Origin of the sequence: Ectothiorhodospira sp. BSL-9, assembly GCF_001632845.1 — a bacterium.
GTDB lineage: Bacteria > Pseudomonadota > Gammaproteobacteria > Ectothiorhodospirales > Ectothiorhodospiraceae > Ectothiorhodospira.
In genome coordinates this window covers 1,382,298-1,400,529 of the sequence record NZ_CP011994.1, presented here as the reverse complement: position 1 = coordinate 1,400,529, position 18,232 = coordinate 1,382,298, and the positions used below count along the sequence as shown (strand labels likewise).

General features: G+C 62.2%; 16 protein-coding genes and 4 pseudogenes. 11 read left to right on the top strand and 9 right to left on the bottom strand.

What is annotated here, in order from left to right; translation table 11 throughout:
* Positions 1 to 76 precede the first annotated feature (76 nt).
* The gene (locus ECTOBSL9_RS06610) at positions 77 to 790 is read left to right on the top strand and encodes a hypothetical protein (protein WP_240481073.1); all 714 of its coding nucleotides are present in this window, start codon (positions 77 to 79) and stop codon (positions 788 to 790) included.
* Positions 733 to 1,128, top strand: a pseudogene (locus tag ECTOBSL9_RS17660) (helix-turn-helix domain-containing protein); the annotation flags it as partial. The gene ECTOBSL9_RS06610 and the pseudogene ECTOBSL9_RS17660, both read left to right, overlap by 58 nt.
* 416 nt (positions 1,129 to 1,544) lie before the next feature.
* Here ECTOBSL9_RS17660 and ECTOBSL9_RS16470 read toward each other — a convergent pair.
* From ECTOBSL9_RS16470 to ECTOBSL9_RS06560, 8 genes and pseudogenes are all read right to left on the bottom strand, one after another.
* Entirely contained in the window at positions 1,545 to 2,567 is a 1,023-nt protein-coding gene (locus ECTOBSL9_RS16470; protein ID WP_082829786.1) for a tyrosine-type recombinase/integrase, read from the bottom strand.
* Entirely contained in the window at positions 2,564 to 3,277 is a 714-nt protein-coding gene (locus ECTOBSL9_RS06595) for a tyrosine-type recombinase/integrase (RefSeq protein ID WP_168161542.1), read from the bottom strand. Before ECTOBSL9_RS06595 ends, ECTOBSL9_RS16470 begins: the two co-directional genes overlap by 4 nt.
* Positions 3,278 to 3,316: 39 nt before the next feature.
* Positions 3,317 to 4,513 (bottom strand): IS4 family transposase, encoded by a 1,197-nt coding sequence (locus ECTOBSL9_RS06590; protein WP_063463543.1) that lies wholly within the window; start codon positions 4,511 to 4,513, stop codon positions 3,317 to 3,319.
* Between the two features lie 95 nt (positions 4,514 to 4,608).
* A complete protein-coding gene (locus tag ECTOBSL9_RS06585; RefSeq protein ID WP_082829784.1) occupies positions 4,609 to 4,908 on the bottom strand; it encodes a site-specific integrase in 300 nt (99 codons plus the stop codon).
* Positions 4,905 to 6,032 carry a site-specific integrase gene (locus tag ECTOBSL9_RS06580; protein WP_063464394.1) on the bottom strand — a complete coding sequence of 376 codons (1,128 nt, stop codon included), beginning with the start codon at positions 6,030 to 6,032 and terminating at the stop codon, positions 4,905 to 4,907. The genes ECTOBSL9_RS06585 and ECTOBSL9_RS06580 overlap by 4 nt, the downstream gene beginning before the upstream one ends.
* A 96-nt stretch (positions 6,033 to 6,128) precedes the next feature.
* Positions 6,129 to 6,317, bottom strand: a pseudogene (locus tag ECTOBSL9_RS06575) (IS3 family transposase); the annotation flags it as partial.
* Between the two features lie 37 nt (positions 6,318 to 6,354).
* Positions 6,355 to 7,796, bottom strand: a protein-coding gene (locus tag ECTOBSL9_RS06570) for an IS3 family transposase (RefSeq protein ID WP_371259018.1) whose coding sequence is annotated in 2 segments (ribosomal slippage) — positions 6,355 to 7,448 and positions 7,448 to 7,796 — 1,443 coding nt in all. Because the reading frame shifts where the segments join, the coding sequence is not laid out codon by codon here.
* A gap of 185 nt (positions 7,797 to 7,981) precedes the next feature.
* Positions 7,982 to 8,934, bottom strand: a pseudogene (locus tag ECTOBSL9_RS06560) (IS3 family transposase); the annotation flags it as partial.
* 320 nt (positions 8,935 to 9,254) lie between these two features.
* On the opposite strand from ECTOBSL9_RS06560, the pseudogene ECTOBSL9_RS17820 reads away from it, so the two are divergent.
* The 3 genes and pseudogenes from ECTOBSL9_RS17820 to ECTOBSL9_RS06545 form a co-directional block, all read left to right on the top strand.
* A pseudogene (locus tag ECTOBSL9_RS17820) lies at positions 9,255 to 9,419 on the top strand (integrase core domain-containing protein); the annotation flags it as partial.
* Positions 9,420 to 9,470: 51 nt separating this feature from the next.
* Positions 9,471 to 9,863, top strand: coding sequence for a Mu transposase C-terminal domain-containing protein (locus ECTOBSL9_RS17445; protein ID WP_063464391.1), 393 nt, complete (start codon positions 9,471 to 9,473; stop codon positions 9,861 to 9,863).
* A gap of 4 nt (positions 9,864 to 9,867) precedes the next feature.
* Positions 9,868 to 10,626, top strand: a complete 759-nt coding sequence (locus ECTOBSL9_RS06545) for an ExeA family protein (protein ID WP_063464390.1) — start codon at positions 9,868 to 9,870, stop codon at positions 10,624 to 10,626.
* A 69-nt stretch (positions 10,627 to 10,695) separates the two neighbouring features.
* Here ECTOBSL9_RS06545 and ECTOBSL9_RS06540 read toward each other — a convergent pair.
* A protein-coding gene (locus tag ECTOBSL9_RS06540; RefSeq protein ID WP_371258969.1) for an IS3 family transposase occupies positions 10,696 to 11,831 on the bottom strand; the annotation gives its coding sequence in 2 pieces (ribosomal slippage) (positions 10,696 to 11,555 and positions 11,555 to 11,831; 1,137 coding nt in all).
* A 109-nt stretch (positions 11,832 to 11,940) separates the two neighbouring features.
* Between ECTOBSL9_RS06540 and ECTOBSL9_RS06530 the strand changes: the two genes are divergently transcribed.
* The 6 genes from ECTOBSL9_RS06530 to ECTOBSL9_RS06510 all read left to right on the top strand — a co-directional run bounded on the left by ECTOBSL9_RS06530 (position 11,941) and on the right by ECTOBSL9_RS06510 (position 18,177).
* Positions 11,941 to 12,147: a hypothetical protein gene (locus ECTOBSL9_RS06530; protein ID WP_063464389.1), complete on the top strand. Its 207-nt coding sequence runs from the start codon at positions 11,941 to 11,943 to the stop codon at positions 12,145 to 12,147.
* A gap of 280 nt (positions 12,148 to 12,427) precedes the next feature.
* Positions 12,428 to 12,577, top strand: a complete 150-nt coding sequence (locus ECTOBSL9_RS16915; protein WP_156500060.1) for a hypothetical protein — start codon at positions 12,428 to 12,430, stop codon at positions 12,575 to 12,577.
* Positions 12,578 to 13,459: 882 nt separating this feature from the next.
* Complete coding sequence (locus ECTOBSL9_RS06525) at positions 13,460 to 14,452, top strand: radical SAM protein (protein WP_063464388.1); 993 nt, start codon at positions 13,460 to 13,462, stop codon at positions 14,450 to 14,452.
* A complete protein-coding gene (locus ECTOBSL9_RS17150; RefSeq protein ID WP_063464387.1) occupies positions 14,452 to 15,792 on the top strand; it encodes a hypothetical protein in 1,341 nt (446 codons plus the stop codon). The genes ECTOBSL9_RS06525 and ECTOBSL9_RS17150 overlap by 1 nt, the downstream gene beginning before the upstream one ends.
* Positions 15,708 to 17,006 carry an AMP-binding protein gene (locus tag ECTOBSL9_RS16460; protein ID WP_371259006.1) on the top strand — a complete coding sequence of 433 codons (1,299 nt, stop codon included), beginning with the start codon at positions 15,708 to 15,710 and terminating at the stop codon, positions 17,004 to 17,006. Before ECTOBSL9_RS17150 ends, ECTOBSL9_RS16460 begins: the two co-directional genes overlap by 85 nt.
* The gene (locus ECTOBSL9_RS06510; protein ID WP_082829779.1) at positions 16,903 to 18,177 is read left to right on the top strand and encodes a phenylacetate--CoA ligase family protein; all 1,275 of its coding nucleotides are present in this window, start codon (positions 16,903 to 16,905) and stop codon (positions 18,175 to 18,177) included. The genes ECTOBSL9_RS16460 and ECTOBSL9_RS06510 overlap by 104 nt, the downstream gene beginning before the upstream one ends.
* The last annotated feature ends 55 nt before the right edge of the window (positions 18,178 to 18,232 follow it).

Sequence of the window (18,232 nt, the reverse complement as noted above, 5' to 3'; positions counted from 1 at the left end):
TGATTTGAGGCCAACCCATAAAAGTGGCCCGCCACGGTAGCCCCCGTGCGGGCCGGTAGCCGGTGTGCTATTGCGGTTGAGAACGCCCTTAACCGGCGAACAATACGTTACCGAGCAAGGCTGGTTGAAGGCAAGCCTGACGTGTTGTCCGCTGCATCCCGCCGGTGGCTGTGGCTTTGCCCGCCACGGCAGCTATGCGCGCAAACGGCCCTGGGGAGCGCGGATCGCCCGCTGGTACTGCCCGTTGGGGCATCGCACGTTTTCCCTGATACCCGATTGTCTGGCGGCCCGCTGGTCGGGAACGCTGCAGACGGTAGAGGGGGCGGTGATGACTGCGGAGACGACCCCCAGTCTGGTGGCGGCCGCCAGGATCCTGCGCCCCGACATCGAGGAGGCGGGTGCCCTGCGTTGGGTACGCCGCCGCAAGGATGCGGTGGGCGATTGCTTGCACCGCCTCAGGGGCCTGCTGCCCGACCTGCTCACTGACTGCGCTCCCACCGTGACTGCCTGCCAGATCGCATTGGGTCAGACCCCCTTGCTTCCCGCTCTGCGTGAGATGACCGCGCCCTGGCTTGATCAGTTGCCGCCGCCACTCGGTTTTGCCCACCAGCGCGTTGGCGGTGGGTCCAGTCCATCACTGGACCAACACACAATGGGCCCTGACCCGCCCCTGGCAGCGGGGCTTAGCGTCGTGGAGCGACCGTTTGGGTCGTTCGCCCTGGAGACGCTGCCATGCCCGATCCCTCCCATGACCTGCGCCACGAGATCGCCCTGTTCCGTTTCGGGCTGATCGCCGACCTGGTGCGTCGACCGCCCGGCGCGCCCGGCCTCTACACCCAGCTCAATGCCATTGCCGCCCGCTCCCATCAGATCCCCGGCAGTGATCGCACCCATGTGGCCGCCGAGACCTTGCGGGACTGGATGAAGAAGTACCGCCAGGGGGGCTTTGACGCCCTGCTGCCCAGATCACGCCAGGATCGTGGCCAGCCCCGGCGCCTGTCAGCGGCCGTCACCGAGGCCCTGATCGCCTTGAAGGAGGAACATGCCTCCTGGTCCGTGCGCCAGGTGATCCGACACCTGCGCGACAATGGCGCGGTGGACGCGGATCTGCCGCTGCCGCCTTCCACCATCCACCGCCTGTTCACCCGTCATGGGCTGATGCAGCGCCAGGCCGAGGCCGTTCATGACCAGGATCGCCGCCGCTTCGCCTTCGCCCAGGCCGGTCAACTGTGGTCCAGTGATGTCATGCACGGCCCCAGTGTCACTGTCGAGGGGCGCGTGCGCCGCAAGACCTATCTGATCGCCTTCATGGATGATGCCACCCGGGTGATCCCCCATGCCGCCTTCGCCCTGTCGGAGAACACCCGCGCCTTCCTGCCCGTGCTCCGCCAGGCCCTGAGCAAGCGTGGCCTCCCTGAACGCTTATACGTCGATTATGTGGCATGCCACATAATCAGTGTTATGTGCCGAGTCCGGTTATGTGGCCAGTGGCCGCGCAAGTCCCGAATCGCCAAGCGGCGACCGGGACACTGGGCACATAACGCTCAGAGTGATTGCAACCATTCAAGCAAAGCGGCATCGTCCCGCCAGCGGCGCCTGGTTGGAAAGCCGGCCTCAACGGCTGGCGTTCCGGTTGATGGTTCGCACGCCTGCATCGCCGCCGCCTTCATGGCGATGGTGATCTCCGCATAGCGGTTCGTCGTTTCCAGACTCACATGCCCCAGCCAGGCTCGAATGACATTGACATCGACCCCGGCTTCCAACAACCCGACGGCCGCACTGTGACGCAGGACATGTGGCGAGATGCTCACCGGCCGTCCATCCTGGCCGCGCTTGTCGAGCCCTCGGGTATGTCGGCGAACGATCTTGTAAATCCCGAACCGCGTCAGTGCCTGGCCGCGCTGGGAAATAAAGACCGCACTGTCGGCGGCAGCATCGGTACGCGGTTGCATGAGTAGCTCCAGCAACCGGACGGTCTCCTCCCACAGTGGGCAAAGGCGCCATTTGTCGCCTTTGCCGTGCAGGCGCACGCGCCGACGATCCAGTTCCAAGTGGCCTTGACGCAGATCTGCCACCTCCTGCGCACGGGCGCCGGTATTGTAGAGAAACAACAACAGGGCGCGGTCGCGTAACGCCAGCGGTCCCGTCGTGGGCAAGACGGTGAACAGCCCCTGCATCTCTTCGCGCACCAGGAAAACCGTTGCAGGCGGTGGGCTGCGTTTGACGGGAATGCCCATGACCGCCTCGGCCTCGACGAAGTGCTCAGGTGCTTGAGTTGCGAGAAAATTGAAGAAGGTCTTGAGTGCGGCCAGGCGTTGATTGCGCGAGTGCACCTGGTTGTGGCGCTCCTGCTCGAGGAAGGTCAGAAACTGTCGCACCCGCACAGCGGTGAGGTCTTCTGGATGTAAGGTGCTGAGCTGTACTTTCCGCTCACGGGCGACGAACAGCAAGAACAGGCGCAGGGCATCCCGATAGCTCTTGATGGTCGCTGCCCTTACGCCTTTTTGTGTTTTCAGGTCGTGTTCGAAAAAGCCGTACAGCAGCGCCCCGAGTGTGGTGGTGCTCATGGCTGGTGTACCTCCCGCGAGGTCGGTGCGGCAAAGCGCTCGAAACGCGTATTGGCCTCATCAAGCAGCGCATCGGTGATGGTCAGATAGACGGCGGTCGAGTTGGGATCGATATGTCCCAGAAAAGTCGACAACCAGCTCAGGCGCGCATTGGGATCGACACCGCTGCGATACCACCGCAGCAGGGTACCCACCGCGAAGGAGTGGCGCAGGCAATGCAGTCGTGGGGCGGCCACCCCCGGAGGAATCGTCAGGTCAAGATGCGCAAGCAACTGTTGGAACACGCGACTGATTGAATGGCTGCTGAGCGGCTGGCGATGATCACGGGACAACGAGATGACCGGGTCCGTCGTCACCGCCGAGCCATTATCCTGGCCAGCATCCAGATACCGACGCAGTTGTGCCTCAAGGTGGGGGCCGAAGGGCACCAAGCGTGTCTTGGCGAATTTGGTTTGACGAATGATCAGGCAGCGGCGTTCCCAGTCGATATCGCCATGACAGAGTCGCGCGACCTCGCCGACCCGCAATCCCAGCGTGTACATCAATACAAAGCTGATTCGATAAGCCGCTCCGCGGCGGTGGGTTCGATGCGCCTCGGGCAAACTGGCGGCGAGGCTCAGCAACCGCTCGACCTGCGCCGGCTCGAACAGAAAGGGCCGAAGTTGCGCGGTTGTGCGCCTGGGGCGATTGCGTAGGGGATTGGGACGCAATATCCCCTGGCGGTCCAGCCCTGGGATATCCCCACGAAATCATGCAGGGATCCCAGCGGCAAACACAGTTCGTATGGCCGATCTGATGCGGTGTAAGGTGTCGTCGAGGATGTTGGCGGATTCCCGCCGCAATATCCTCAATCCCAGGAAAAAGTGGGATAACACCCGTCGCTTGGCCGTGTTCGGCTGGTAATGACGGTGGCGTCCCTCGTGCTCTGCTGCCAAGCCCACCAACCAGGCTGCGAAGCTGGCCAGGGCAGCAATCAGCAACAGCACATCAAATCGTTGCGCGGAGCGGGACCTGGAGCGATTCACGCCAAGTCCATAATGCTCGTTCTTGCTGGCTCGAAAATCCTCTTCAATCTGCATCCTCAGCGAATAGAGGGCTATCACCCGGTCGGTGATCTTCGACCCTCCTGGCAGGGAGGTAGCAATCACCCAGGGTTCCCGTTCGCCCGCTGCATGCGCGCGACTCTTGCCGCTCTGGGCACGCTGACCAGACCGGGTCGCATGAATACGCCCTTGGAGAGTCTTGCGCAGGCCATACACCTGGCACACCAACGAATCGTTACGAGTCATGGCAAAGGCACCCATGTGGGTCGGCTGATTCTCATCCAGCAAGCACCCCAACTCGCGGGTATTGAGCCAGGTGTCCTCGCCTGGCCGCGTCATCTGGACCAGGCCTCGCGCTCGGCCCACCCAGTCCCAGCCCAAGGCCTCCACGGCGCGAAACCAGGGTTTCTTGAAGCCGGCGTCCGTGACGATCACCGGGCAGACTCCGGCGGGCAAAACCTCCGAGAGGTGCTTCAAAAAATCCTCCTGAATCTGGCGGTTCGCGTACTTGGCCTGAGGGTGGCACTCCTGGTACAGGGTTCTTCCCTGGCCACCCACGGGCACCGAGGCGCGCAACACGTGAATGCTCTCATCCACTGCCACCGGCGACCAATCCACCAGAATCACCGGGCGCTCTTCCTGGCCAACCAGCCAGTGAGCCATGGCCTGATAAACCGTCGCCGCCTCTTGATGCATCCTGGGGTTACCCACCAGCCGATCCATCTGCTTGATGCTCGCCTTTTCTGTGATCTGCCGCTGCGATGCCCGGCCAAGACCGGTAACCGAGGTGGTCTGCCCGTCCAGGGCCGCCGCCGTCGCGGTCAACAGCGCGTTGAAGCGGGTGCGGTGAATGGATTGACAAGCAACCCCCAAGTTTGCGTGAATCAGGTCCGTGGCGTGCATCGGCTTGTTTCGTGCTTCTTTTTCGGCTTCGTAACCTTAAAGAATCACGATCTTGCCGGTGCATGTCCACCCCTACCTCCTCTTATCCCACTGTTTCACAAGGAATTCTGCCTGCGAAAACGTGGGGATACCTCAGGGTCCAGCCAGCGGAAGAAACGCCGGAGCACACTGAGCAGATGGTTGTAGCTGCGCGCCGATGCGCGGGGGCGCGAATCCAGGAAGGCGTCGAGCAGCGCCGGCGTGATCGCCTCCAGGGTTTCGACCTGCTGATCGAGTACATAATGATCAAGCAGTTGCAGGGCGGCCGCCTCGTTGTCGTAGCGTTTTCCCAAAGCGCGGTGGTGGGCGAGGAACTCATGCGTGGGCCCGGTGAGCGGACTGCGCAACGTTGTCATAGCAATACCTCCCCGTCACCAAGGGCCAACTCACGCAGCGCCTCAAGATCAAGCTTGGTGTAGATCTGCGTCGACTTCGGATGGCGGTGTCCCACATAGTCGCCAATGGCCTTCAAGGAAAATCCCCTCTCCACCAGCCGTGTCACGCAGCTGTGGCGCAGGGTATGCGAGCCTGGGCGTGCAACAGCGATCCCGGCACGCTTGATTCTTTTGCCTACGCATTCACTGATGGCCGAATGAGTCATCGGGTCGTGCGGCGCCGGCATGCGAAGAAAAACAGCACGCTGGTTACTCGTCGCCCGGCCATGTTGGAGGTACTCCACCAGCGCCTCGCCGACCCCTGGCGAGAGCGGATAGGCGCTGGCATGCCCACCCTTGCGCGCTGGAACCGCCAGCCGCTCGTGCACCCAATCAATATCCTCCAAGGTCAGGGCGGCCACCTCACGGGCACGCAGTCCGTAGGTGGTCAGCAAAACCAGCAAGGCATAGTCGCGCTTGCCAACGGCGCTGCGCCGATCCACGGCTGCCAGCAACTGAGTGATGTCATCCCAGTTGATAGCCCGCGGCAGCGTGGCGAGTCGATAATGACGCGGGCCGTCGACATGCACACTCAGGTCAACGTTTAGCAACCCTTCCCGGTGCAGGTAGCGCAGGAAGATGCGTAGATGAGAGAACAGGGGGGCCAGCGATGCGGGGGTCTGCGTTGCACTGCACTCGCGCATGAAGGCCTCCAGTTCGCTTGGCGAGAGCGTCTGGAGGTCAATCCCGTCCTGGCGCTGCAGAAAGCGCTCGAGGAGGCGCAGATGGCTCGCGTAAAGCTGGAGCGTCGACGGGCGCAGCCCTCGCTCCTCGTGTAATGCATCAAAGAAATCCGGCACGGTCTCGGCAAATGGCAGCGGCCGAACCGTCCGTGAGAACCCCCTCTCCGGTAGCAGACGACGCAATAACTGGAGAATGGGACGGCGTAGTTCGTCGGCGAAGCTGGACAATCCGCCGCGACGGCTTCTGCCCTCTGCTTGGTGGCCGCGGGTGTGGAGCCACATCTGCACAAAAGGATCGACATGCGCCGGTAGGTCGTCCGGGCAGGCGGCCCCGTTCTGGGCGGCAAAGGCAGCGAAGTTCATCAGCACCGGTACGCGACGCGTAATACTACCCGGTGCATAGCCACGCTCGCTCAAATCGTCGACGTAGTGTTCTGGTCAAGTCGTAGCGGACACAGATTAAGCAGCAACCGCTAAAAAGTGTTGCTGTGGGGTGATGTACCCCAGGGACGAGTGGAGTCGGTCGCTGTTGTACTCCATCTCGATGTACTGAACGATGTCCTGCCGGGCCTGCTCACGGTTGAGGTAACGCTGGTCGGCCAGCCACTCGCTTTTCAGTGAACCAAAGAAGCGCTCCATGACCGCATTGCGGAACGTGTCAATGGTTTTGCGACACCCGGGGACGTTAATTTAGTGTGCAGGCTACGGGTTCACTGGGGGGTGTTTTCTCCTCAGGTGGCGGGTTGATCCAGACGGCGGTCGGCATCGGCGGCAGTCGGGGCCGCATGCTCTTGAACCGGTTGGGGTTGGCCAGGAATGCGGCGTCAAGCGTGACCTGGCGGATGACTCGAAGGTCGGCGGCCAAGCCGTAGTGGACGCTGTGCGGGGTCATGTAGCCGATGCCGCTATGGCGGTGCTCGGCATTGTACCAGGCAAAGAAGGTTTGGCAGTGGGCTCGTGCGTCCTCGATGCAGCCGAAGCGCTGAGGGAATCCGGGCCGATACTTCATGGTTTTGAACTGCGACTCGGAGAACGGGTTGTCGTCCGAGACGTGAGGTCGGCTGTGGCTCTTGACGACATCGAGGTCGACCAGCAGGCTGGCGACCGGCTTGGAGCGCATGGCCGCACCCCGGTCGGCGTGCAGGGTCAGCATGCCGGGCTCAACGTTGTGCCGCGCCACCGTGTCGGCGATGAGCTGCTGGGCGAGCTCAGAGGACTCCCGGGGGGCGATGAGCCAGCCCACGACGAAGCGGCTGTAGATGTCCAGGATCACGTAGAGATGGAAGCAGGTCCACTTCGCGGGCCCCTTGAGTTTCGTGATGTCCCACGACCAAACGCGGTTGGGCGCCGTGGCCAGCAGTTCGGGCTTGGTATAGACCGGGTGCGTGAGTTGGTTGCGCCGCTCGCCGCTGGCGCCGTTGGCCGCCAGTAGCCGGTACATGGTGCGCACTGAGCCAACGTAGACGCCCTCGTCGAGCAGCGTGGCGTGCACGGCCGCCGGCGCGGTATCAGCGAAGCGTTCGCTGTTCAGGGTGTCCAGGACCGTCCGCCGTTCGTTGGCATCCAGGGCCATAGGCGGCGGAGGCCGAGGTGCCCGCGGCCGGGCCGGCCCCATGACCGTGCGCCGGTGCACGCGGGCTTTGTGGCGTTCAGGCTCGCCACGCCCAAGGCCCATGGCGCGACATGCCGCGCCGACGCCGAGCGAGGGGGTGAGTTCCAACGCAGCGGCCATCAGGTGTTCCCGTGCTTGTCGGTGGTGGCCAGCAGATCCAGCAGCGCAGTAACTTTTTTTTGGACCTCGATCACCAGGCGCGCTTTGTCGAGTTCGACGCGCAGCGTGTCGCGCTCACGGGTCAGCCGGGCAATCTGCTGTGCATCAATGCGCGCGCCAGCGTCCACCTTGGGGCCGCGTTTTTGGGGCGCCAGTGCCGCCAGGTCTGCGGCCTCACGCTGGCGCCGCCAAGTGCTCAGGGACGATGAGTACACGCCCTCGCGGCGCATCAGCGCGCCGATTTCTCCGGGCCGGGTGCATCGGTCAGCAGCCTGTAGAATGCGGCGCTTGTCGGCGTTGGTGAAGGTGCGGCGGCGCGCACGCGGCACCACCTCGGAATCGCTGCCGGGCGGGATCGGCGCCGGTGTCGATCCGGGCGCATCTTCAGTCGCCCTACGGGCTCCTTGCAATGCGCCCGGATCGGAAGGAACGTTCTGTGCGTGCATGGGTACCTTCGACTGCGGGTTGATCTTCATCATACCTACCTCTTTGCTCACTGATCTCTCGGGGGTAGGTGTCGCAGGTCATATTGGCACGGGGGGTTGTCCCAGCAGTCACCTTTCCTGCTCATGGAGGCCACCATCTCGTACTTCTCCAGGCGCTGGCGGTACACACGCGATGCGTACTGGCTACCCCTGTCGCTATGGTGGATCAGTCCCGAGGATGGCTGACGGCGCCCCACAGCCATCTCCAGGGCCGACAGTGCCAGATCAGCCCGCATGTGATCGGCCATGGCCCAGCCCACCACTTGCCGGTCGTAAAGATCCAGGATCGCGGCAAGATAAAGCCAGCCCTGAAACGTCCATACGGCGGTGATATCCGCCACCCAAGCACAATTGGGTTCCGACACCTGGAAGCGCCGCTCCAATCGATTCGGCGCCACCGGGTACCCATGGTTACTATCCGTGGTGGCCCGCCAGCGTCGTCGCTGCCGCGCTTCCACCCCGGCCTCGCGCATCAGGCTGCGGGCCTGAGCGCGTCCTACAGGCTCTCCACGCCGCTGCAGTTCCTTTGCCATCCGTCGGCTCCCATAACTGCCGCGCTTACGTTTGTGGATGCTCTTAACCATGTTCAGCCGCCGGATCCGGTCTGGATCGGGTCCTCGCTGACGCCATGCGTAGTAACCGCTGCGACTGACCTGCATGACCCGACATAAATCCACCACTGAAAAGTTGGCCTTCTCCTCCTGGATGAACTCATATCTCAGTTCGACTCTTTGGCGAAGAAGGCCGCTGCCTTTTTTAATATTTCCTTTTCAATCCGTAACTTACGAACCTCTTCCCTGAGGCGCTCCAACTCCTCGGCCTGACCCTCCGGCTGGTCATGCTGGGGATTTTGCCTCTCGCGCTCCTTGCGCAACCAGCGATCCAACAGGCTGCGATTGATGCCCAGGGACCGGGCAGCCTCGGCCACGCCATATCCCTGGCGCTCAACCAACGCCACTGCCTCAGCCTTGAATTCCGCCGTGTATCGACGTCGTGCCTTCTTGCTCATGAACACCTCCGATGCATAGCCTACGAGGCTTAACGGGGTGTCCGCTACAATTGGACCACTTCATAGTCCTCAATGGCCGCGCCGAGCCAGCAGGCTCGGATACGGTCGACCGACTCAGGCTTCGAAAAATACCGTTCTAACATGACAACCGCTCCAACAAGGAATGGAACTGTCATCATCACCCTTTCCCGGCCTGGCGTTATGTGGCGAGTCAGAAAACGAGTTTTCGACACCCTTGACGGTCAGCCACCCCGGCCACATAACCGGACTCGGCACATAACGTCGATAACGGCGCGAACTACCGCTCCCACCACCTAGCCCTGGTCTGCGCCAAGCTGGGCATTGCCCTGATCCACGCGCGCCCCTATCGCCCTCAGGGGAAGGGTAAAATTGAAAGGTTTTTCAGGACCCTACGGGCCCAGCTGCTGAACACCCTCACACCCGAGGATACCGCCAGCCTGGAGGCCCTCAACCGGCGCCTGTGGGCCTGGGTTGAAGGGGAGTATCACCACAACCCCCATCGCGGCCTGGACGGGATGACGCCCCTGGAGCGCTGGGCCCAGGACGGTGACCAGGTGCGCTATCTGGACCCGGGGATGGACCTGGAGGACCTGTGCCTGTTCGAGGCGGTGCGCAAGGTCCACAAGGACCGTACCGTCAGCCTTGATGGCGTGATCTACGAAGTGGATGCCGCCCTGATCGGTGAGCGCGTCACGCTGCGCTACGACCCTGGCGCGACCCGACGCACCGTGCAGATCGTCCATCAGGGCCGGTATGTGGAAACCGCCAGGCCCGTGGATCTGTATGCCAACTGCTTCGTCAAGCGCAACACGCCCTCGCGCGAGGCCCGCAGCGAAGATCAGGCCCCGCAACCCAACCCCTCAGGGATGCACTGGCGGCACTTCGACGCCGAGTCGGCGGAGGACTGAGGCCATGTACCGCAAGCACTTCGGCCTGACCGACTACCCCTTCGAACCCAACGTGAACAGTGAAGATCTGTTCGAGTCCCAGACACTGCGCGAGGCTCAGGCCCGGCTCAAACACCTGCTGCGTCTGCGCGGCATCGGCCTGCTCACCGGCGAGGCTGGCAGCGGCAAGACCACCGCCTGCCGGCGCATCACCAGCACCCTGCACTCGGGGCTCTACCGCACCTTCTACATCCCCCTGACCACCGGCAACGTCATGGACATGTACAAGTCCATCGCCTGGGAACTGGGCCTGCCCACCGAACGCAACCGCGCCAGCGCCTTCCGCCAGGTGCGCGCCGAGATCTCCCGGCTCACCCTGGAGAGCAAGCAGCTACCGGTGCTGATCATCGACGAGGCGCATCACCTGCGCAACGATGTCCTGGAGGATCTGCGCCTGCTCACCAACTACGCCATGGACTCCGATCCCCGCCTGTGCCTGCTGTTCGTCGGCCTCACCGAACTGCGCCGGCGCCTGGGCATGGCGGTGCATGAGTCCCTGGCCCAGCGCCTTGTCGTGCGCCATCACCTGGGAGGACTCAGCCGCGAGGAACTGCCCGACTACCTGGCCCACCGCCTGCGCCGGGTCGGCTGCGAACTGCCCCTGTTCGAACCCGAGGCCATCGAAGGCCTCTACCAGGCCACCCACGGCATGCCACGCCCCGTCGGCCGCCTGGCCCATTACGCCCTGACCTGCGCCGCCCAGGATCAGGTCCACCGGGTCTGAAGTGGACCCCATCCACTGGACCACCTGACAGGGGGGTTAAGCTCTAACCGGGGTTGTAGCTCTCAGGCGTCAGGCCGCCCGAGTCAGAGGTTGGTTGAAGTAAACCTCATCCGGTGTTGCGTCGTCCAGCCCCTGATGGGGCCGCTCGGCGTTGTACCAGGTGAAGTACTGCTTCAGATCCTGGCGTAAGTGGACGCCATTATCAAAGGCCTTCAGGTAGACGCACTCGTACTTCACGCTGCGCCAGAGCCGCTCCACAAAGATGTTGTCCTGGTAACAGCCCTTACCGTCCATGCTGATCTGGATTTTGTGGTCTTTCAGCACCTGGGTGAACGCCTTGCTGGTGAACTGGCAGCCTTGGTCCGTGTTGAATATCTCGGGTCGCCCATGGCGTGCCAGAGCCTCCTCAAGGGCATCAATGCAGAAGTCGGTGTCCAGGGTGTTCGACACACGCCAGGAGAGCACACGACGACTGTGCCAGTCCATGATGGCCACCAGGTACATGAACCCCCGGGCCATCGGGATGAACGTCACATCGGTCGCCCAGACCTGGTTGGGACGATCGATCACCAGATCCCGCAGCAGGTAGGGATAGATCTGGTGGCCCTCGCCCGGTCGACTGGTGCGCGGCCTCGGATACACGGCGTGCAGGCCCATCTGGCGCATCAGCCGCTGGACTCGCTTGCGGTTTACCGGGTGGCTCAAGCGGTTGAGGTAGGCCCTCATCCGCCGCGAACCATAGAACGGCCTTCGCAGGTATTCCTCGTCAATCAGGCGCATCAGCTCCAGGTCGCTATCCTGGGTCGGCTTGGGCCGGTAGTACACCGAAGAACGGCTGATGTCGAGCAACTGACACTGTCGCCGGACGCTGACATCAACCGCCTGCGGCTCCACCAGGGCCTGTCGCTGGGCCCGGCTCAACGACCGAGCCTGCGTGATAAAAAATCGCGTTCCACCGTCAGCTTGCCGATCTCACGGTACAGGGTGTCGATCTCCTCCTGAGTCTTCTGGGCCGCCTTGCCCCCACCCTTGCCCTCGAAGATCCCCGTCGCCTTGTCCAGCAACTCACGCCGCCACTGACTCACCATGGTCGGATGGATCTCGAAGCGGGCTGCCAGCTCCGAGGTGGTCTGTTCCCCTTTGAGGGCTTCAAGGGCCACCTTGGCCTTGAAGTCGGCGCTGTATTGCTTGCGTTTCCTGCTCATGATCAGATTCTCCTGTCGGAATGATCAGAGCTTAACCCCTGGTCCGAATCTTGGGGTCCACCTCAGTCAGCGCCGACCACCTGCAGACCGCCCTGGAGGAGTTGCGACCATGACCCACCATCACACCCTCATCATCCCCCTGCCGGCTCACTGGACCCCGGAACAGGTCCTGGCTGTGTGGGAACTGCTGGAAATCCTCACCGAGCACATCGGCCACCGCTACGCCATCGCCCTGCACGAGGCCATGGCCGCCGAGCGTCAATCCGTCAACCTGCGCCAGACCTCCCTGTTCGACGACGAGCAGGATCCCTTCTGAACCCTCTCCCGGGCGCGAGTCACCAAAGGCTCGCGCCTACGCTCTCCCGCATCCGTTCACCTTCCAGGAATCCTTCACTCGAGGCCATAATCCGGGAAAAGCCTCGGCCTGCAGCCAGGATCTGCGTGGGAAAAGGGGCGGGGAATAATCTGGGAAACAACACCGCACCCGGCTCGGGTCTCCACTCTGACCGGGGAACAGACTCAGAATAAGCTCGGAGTATCTCCATGTCCCTTTTAGCCAGGCAGGCGTGGCTGCCGGGTCGGACGAGGAACCGAAAATGTTCCACGGTTTGGCAGCACTCGGCCCTGGGACCGCCGAACGGGACCTGGAGCGCCTCCCCTCCGGTAAGTTCGATACCAACACCCTGGACATGGCGGCGGGCACTTACGGGTACAACGTCCTGCGCTGGATCGGCCCGCAGGGTTGATCGGCGATGACTCGCCCGTGCGCCATCCCACCAAGCCCCATCGCATCGGTACGGCGTTTAAGGAGTAGATCAGCCTGCCAGCAGCAATGGTTCACCACGCCGTCAGGTCTGGCTGCGCTTTGGCGCGCACTGTCCCGGCTTTTCTGCCTTCGAGCGGAGGGGCTCACGCAGAGCTCCAGGCCGCGCTTCCGGATAGCGGGACACGGCGGCTCACAACTCGACCCCTCTTGCGCGGCCTGGACCTCAGGCGGTGCGGACCCCTGTGGCTCTGGGCCCGGAAATCACCCCCCATCTTCTGCTTGGAAAGGCTGAAATTTCATGGATGACCGCCATCAGGTACTCTAAACGCCGGCCGGCCACCGGTCACAGCATCCCCCGCGGGATCGCGTGCCTGCCGGGGCGGATTTCACGCCGGCAGGCGAGGTTTGCCACGGATTCAGCACAGTTCCATCAGGTCGAGCGCAGCGATCCGCTCAACTCCAACGTCTACATATGCCGCAATTGACAGGTTTTAGTGCATCATGGGGTTGCGGCGATGCATGCTATCATGGGCGCCGTTTGCGTCAGGATACGTTCCTCGAACGTTGAGGGGGGGTGATGAACGACAGAGCCGTGGGGATCGTTCGGGTAGCGGTTTCGACCGAAACCCCAGTGCCTTGTGGGCTTACTGCCCGACGCGGTAACCGCTTTCTTAACCACGTCATGCAGGCTGTGCTGCGGCGGGAGATTACGGCTGCGGAGCCTGATCCCTGGCACACTGATATTTATTACGAGGAGGTCCGTCTGCACGGAGCAAACGACCCACGCCAAGGGCCTTACGTTATGCCGCTGGTAACGCTACGGACGAATCCCTGCAGATGGTCGGTATCCGCAGGTTGCGTGATGTGCGGTTACCATCTGGGCGCAAACCGTGCTCTGGTTACCGATGAGCAGTTGGTCGCGCAGACACGTGACGCGATCAACCGTCTCAATCCGGTGGTGTATCCGACGTTGGTGTTCACTTCCAATGGGAGTTTTCTCGACCGAGCAGAGGTGTCGGACGAAGTGCGCCCGGTCCTGCTGAGAATGCTGCGCGAAGCGGGCTTCCAGTTTCTCGTGATCGAGACCCGTCCCGAGTACATTACTGTTCCGCGGCTCCGCACAATGGTAGATGCGTTCTCGCCGGAATCCGCGTCGGGGCAGGGGCCGCATCCGGTTTCCATCTCCTTTGGCCTTGAGAGCAGCGACGATTTTGTGCAGCAATTCTGCATCAACAAGGGCCGGCGGCGCGAGGACTATCTGGAAGCCTTCACGCTGCTGCAGGCGCAGGGCTTCTCGTTCGACTGCTACGTGCTGCTCGGCAAGCCGTTTATGACCGCGTGCGAGGACATCGACGACGCGATACGCACCATCCGATTCGCCGTCGATCACGGCGCCGATTACGTTTTTTTGATGGTCACGAACATGGTCGATTTTTGCCTGACCGGCTATTTGGCGGAACGGGGACGCTACCGACTGTCTAGTCTCTGGCGTGCCGTCGAATTGCTTGAGCGGCTTCCCGAGCGCTATCGGCGCGCAGTGCAAATCAAGGGTATCAGCCACGCACCGGTGCCGCCCCGACTTTACGCACGTACATGCGAAGTATGTACCGATCACGTGAAAGGGGCACTGAATTTCTGGAATCAGACGGGGGAGTTCGAACATATCCGAGCCATATCCCCCTGTGGCTGCCGTGATGACTACCGCGCCAGTGAGAGCTGCATTAGTGCGCCGGCGCCGCTTGCAGAGCGGGTACTGGCGGAGTACCAATTCTTGGCTGCGGAACTCGGCATCGACCCGACCCTGATCCCCGCCGACGAACTGAGCAGGATGGCAGATTCCGAGGGCTGGGCCTGATGGCGCTGGCGGGGAACGGCGTTTTCCTGTCAGCCGTGGATGACGGTACGGCCGACGGCGAGCAACTTCTCGACCGCGCCCTCGCCTTGACGCGGGAGTTGCGGAAACGGCGCCTGCGCCACGAACGTGCTACGGCACCACTGGCCGGTGCGCCGCAACGTCCCGACATCTATTGGGACCATGCCCCGAGTGGGCGTTACCCCATCATTGCTTTCCGCAGTGTTCCTTGCGACAAGTATGTGCTCGGTTTCTGTGGGCCCTGCAGCTATTCGGCACGAGCTCACCCTGCAGGGCTAACCCGCGAAGCCCAGTATGCAAGCCTTCCCCGGCAACTGGAATGGCTTCTGGAACGGTTCGACGATCTTTTCGTCGCCGAGGCCAGTGGGCGACTGCCGGGATATCGGCTGCGCAGCGCCCCGCGACGTCCGTGGTACATGCTTCAACTCGCGGGAGAGAGCAGCTTTTTCCGCGACGCTGAGGTACCGCCAATCCAGCGCAAGATGATTCTCGAACGACTGTTGACGTTCCAGGAGGAAAGGGGTGTCAACCTTCATCTCATGCTGGAGTGTCGGGCAGAACATATATTGAATGTGGAACGTAGCGGCGAACTGCGGGATCTCGCGCCTCTGCTTCGCTCCTTGGACGCGGTGATCAATGTTGGGTTCGAGGCGGAGAACGATTTTCTGCGCAACGTGGGATTCGCCAAAGATCTGCCGCGCACCAGCTTCATCAAAGCAATGAAGGTGGCTCAGGTCTATGGACTGGACCCCGGAGTATTCGTCTTCGCGGGTGCGACCTTCCTGACAGTCGCAGAGATCCTAGAACAGACAACGAACAGCTTGATGTTCCTGGAAAAGCTGGGCCTGTTTGCCAACGTGATGGTCCCGAATCTTCAGGCCTATACGTTGCCGGATTTGCTGCATGAGGTTGGACTTTATCGGCTTCCCGAGCCCTATTTCCTCCTCGACCTTGCAGATCGACTGCTTGCCTTTCGGCCAGTGCGAAGCCGACCGGTGACCCCTTTCGACTGGTTCCTCGGCGGGCTGGAGTCCGATCCTCGGCCGCGCTGCAATCTGCTGACCAACCCGCACCGCCAAACGACGGATGCAGTCACCGAGGCGATCCACGCCTGTATTATCGACCTAGTGCGCAACCAAGACGACGTTGCCTACCGCGCACGGGCGGCGCGCCTGCGCGCGGCTCCAGATCATGCGTTCCACGAGCACGACCTGCGTCGCAGGGATGCGCGGCCCTGGTGCCGGCGGCTACAGGAGCAACTCGATGTTGCCGCCGGTTTCGTCGAGAATTACTATGGCCGCCTTCGGGCCGCAGGCCAATAGTCCACCGACAGGAGTTCTACCCAGTGACGCAGCGCCAAGGCCCAGTGCAATCCAGAGTAACGGTTCGGGGTCCTGCGTGGGCTTCCGAATTGCTGGGGCGGTTGCGCTCGGATCCACGGTTCGAAAATCGGCTTCGTGCGGTGCACGCTTGGCGGGATATCCCTACTGCTAGCCTGAACACCGAGCCGGCGCGTGTAAAGGAGGCTCGCCCCAGCCTCGGCTTCTTTACCAGCGGAACTACTGGCAACCCAAAACCTGTATTGTTTTCCGCTGACGATTGGCAGGAAACAACCGCACATCGTGCGGAGTGTCTCGCTGCGCTGGGTGTCGCCGCAGGAGATCATGCTGCGGTGCTACTGCCTTTCGGTCCCTGGTTTTCCGGAGACAATCTCACCGATGCCCTGCTGAGCCTCGGCGCGAGCGTGCTGCCAGTTGGCCTCTATGCGCCCTATCTTCCTGCGGCCACGCGCCTGATGGAGGAGACACGCGTCAACGTGCTGGTTACGACCCCCTCGGTAGCGTGGCTTCTGAGCGAACTTCCTGGGCAGCGGCAAGTCGAGCGTATCTTACTTGTAGGTGAGGCGGTGCCGCCGATGCTGCGTTCGGCTCTTGCCAAGCGCTTTGGCGCATCGCCGCGAGCTTTGTTCGCGGCCAGCGAAGCCGTGCTCGGTTTCGAAACGGGGATGGCAGGGGTGTTCCGCTGGAATCCGGATCGCATCCATCTGGAGGTGCGGGATGCAGACGGTACGGTACGAGACTCGGGAGTCGGTGAACTTCTGCTTACGCGTCGCTACGGCCTTGCTCAGCCCGTGTTGCGTTATCCGCTGGGGGATCGGGCAGAACTCTTGGAAGACGCGTCCGGTACTCGGTGTTTCCGGTACCTTGGTCGCCATGGACACGCTTTCACTCTCGCTGGCGGCGTCAAGATAACGCGTGCCCAGATTGATCACTTTCTGGATACACTGGGGATGCCGATCCACGAGGCCATGTTTAACTTGCGACATTGCGCACCCCGGGACCAGCTGCTGATCGAATTGGGTGCCAGTCGGCCGCTGCCGCATCCTGAAAAAATCCGCGATCGGTTTGTTCTCTCCTCAATCGAGATCGGGGATGTCGCTCACGGTGGTCTGCTGGAGCTGCACGTCCGTGTGCGCGAGGCACCGTCACGCGCGAAGCGCCGGCTCGAGATCACGGAAGCCCCTTGGGGGCTGTAAGCCTATGCTAACCCTTCGTCAGTTGCTGAAGCAGGCAGCGGTTAGCCCGATCTACCGGGGGTGGAATTTTAAAGGAATAGAATGTTTCGGGGACAGGGCGTGGCAGTCTCTTCCGACACTCACTTCCCCAAAACTGAGGTCGGATGACGCCAGCGCTGGTCCTGACATGCTTTTCCATACGTCCGGTACCACGGGTGGGCCGAAGCTGGTGCGCTACAGTGTGGAGGATCTGGGGCGGGTAGCCGAACTCTGTGCCCGCTTTGCCCGACTTGAAGGGGTGGGTAGGGATTCCCGGGTTATGGTGCTACTACCCATGGGCTTGTGGACCGTGGGACGCATTACGGTGGATGGCCATCGTCGTGCGGGCGCGCAAGTGTTTCCGGTCGACCTGCACGGAGGCGTGGCTGCCTGGCAGCACATGGCGGAACAGATTCGTCCCACTGTGATCTCCAGTACGCCCAGTGTGCTCTCGGCCTGGGCGCTCCATTATCGCGGCCCGCGCCTTGAACTGATCGAAACCACGGGCGAAACGCTCCTGCACGAAGAACGCCATCGCATCGAGGCGGCTTTCGGTGCCTTCGTCTACGACGCCTACGGTCTCTCCGAGTGCGTCGTGGGTTCTGAATGCGCGGTTCGAGACGGTTATCACTACTGGCCGGATGCCACGGGCGTCGAGGTGCTCCACCCCGATTGTGACCAGCCGGTTCCCGAGGGAGAGGAAGGCGAACTCGTGCTGACGAGTTTCATGCAGACGCGTATGCCGATGCTGCGCTACCGCAGCGGCGACATCGGGCGCGTGGAGCGGGCACAGTGTGCATGTGGCAGCGCACAGTCCCGCGTGCATCTCTCGGGCCGCATCGCTACGAGTCTGAATCTGCCGCGTGCGGTGAAACTTGATGTAAATCAGCTTACCCAGCTTCTACAGGAACTCGAACCCGGACTCCGGTTTCGCTACAAGGATATGCCCGGGCGTCCTTCGGCCCCGCATCTTGCCGGTGCTTTTCGCCCGACGATCGAAATCGTGGGGCGATTGGTGAGATCGCGCAAGAGAATCGAACATAGGCTTTGGAGTGCGTTGCCGGAATTGGCTGAACTGGTTCATGAGGGGGTGGTGGATCTACACTGGATCGAACGGAGCACACGGCAGCACGCTGCGAGTGCGAATCTCTAAAAGAGCGTAGGTTCAGGGCGGAAATTTCGACGGTGGTCTGGTTTTATCCAGCACC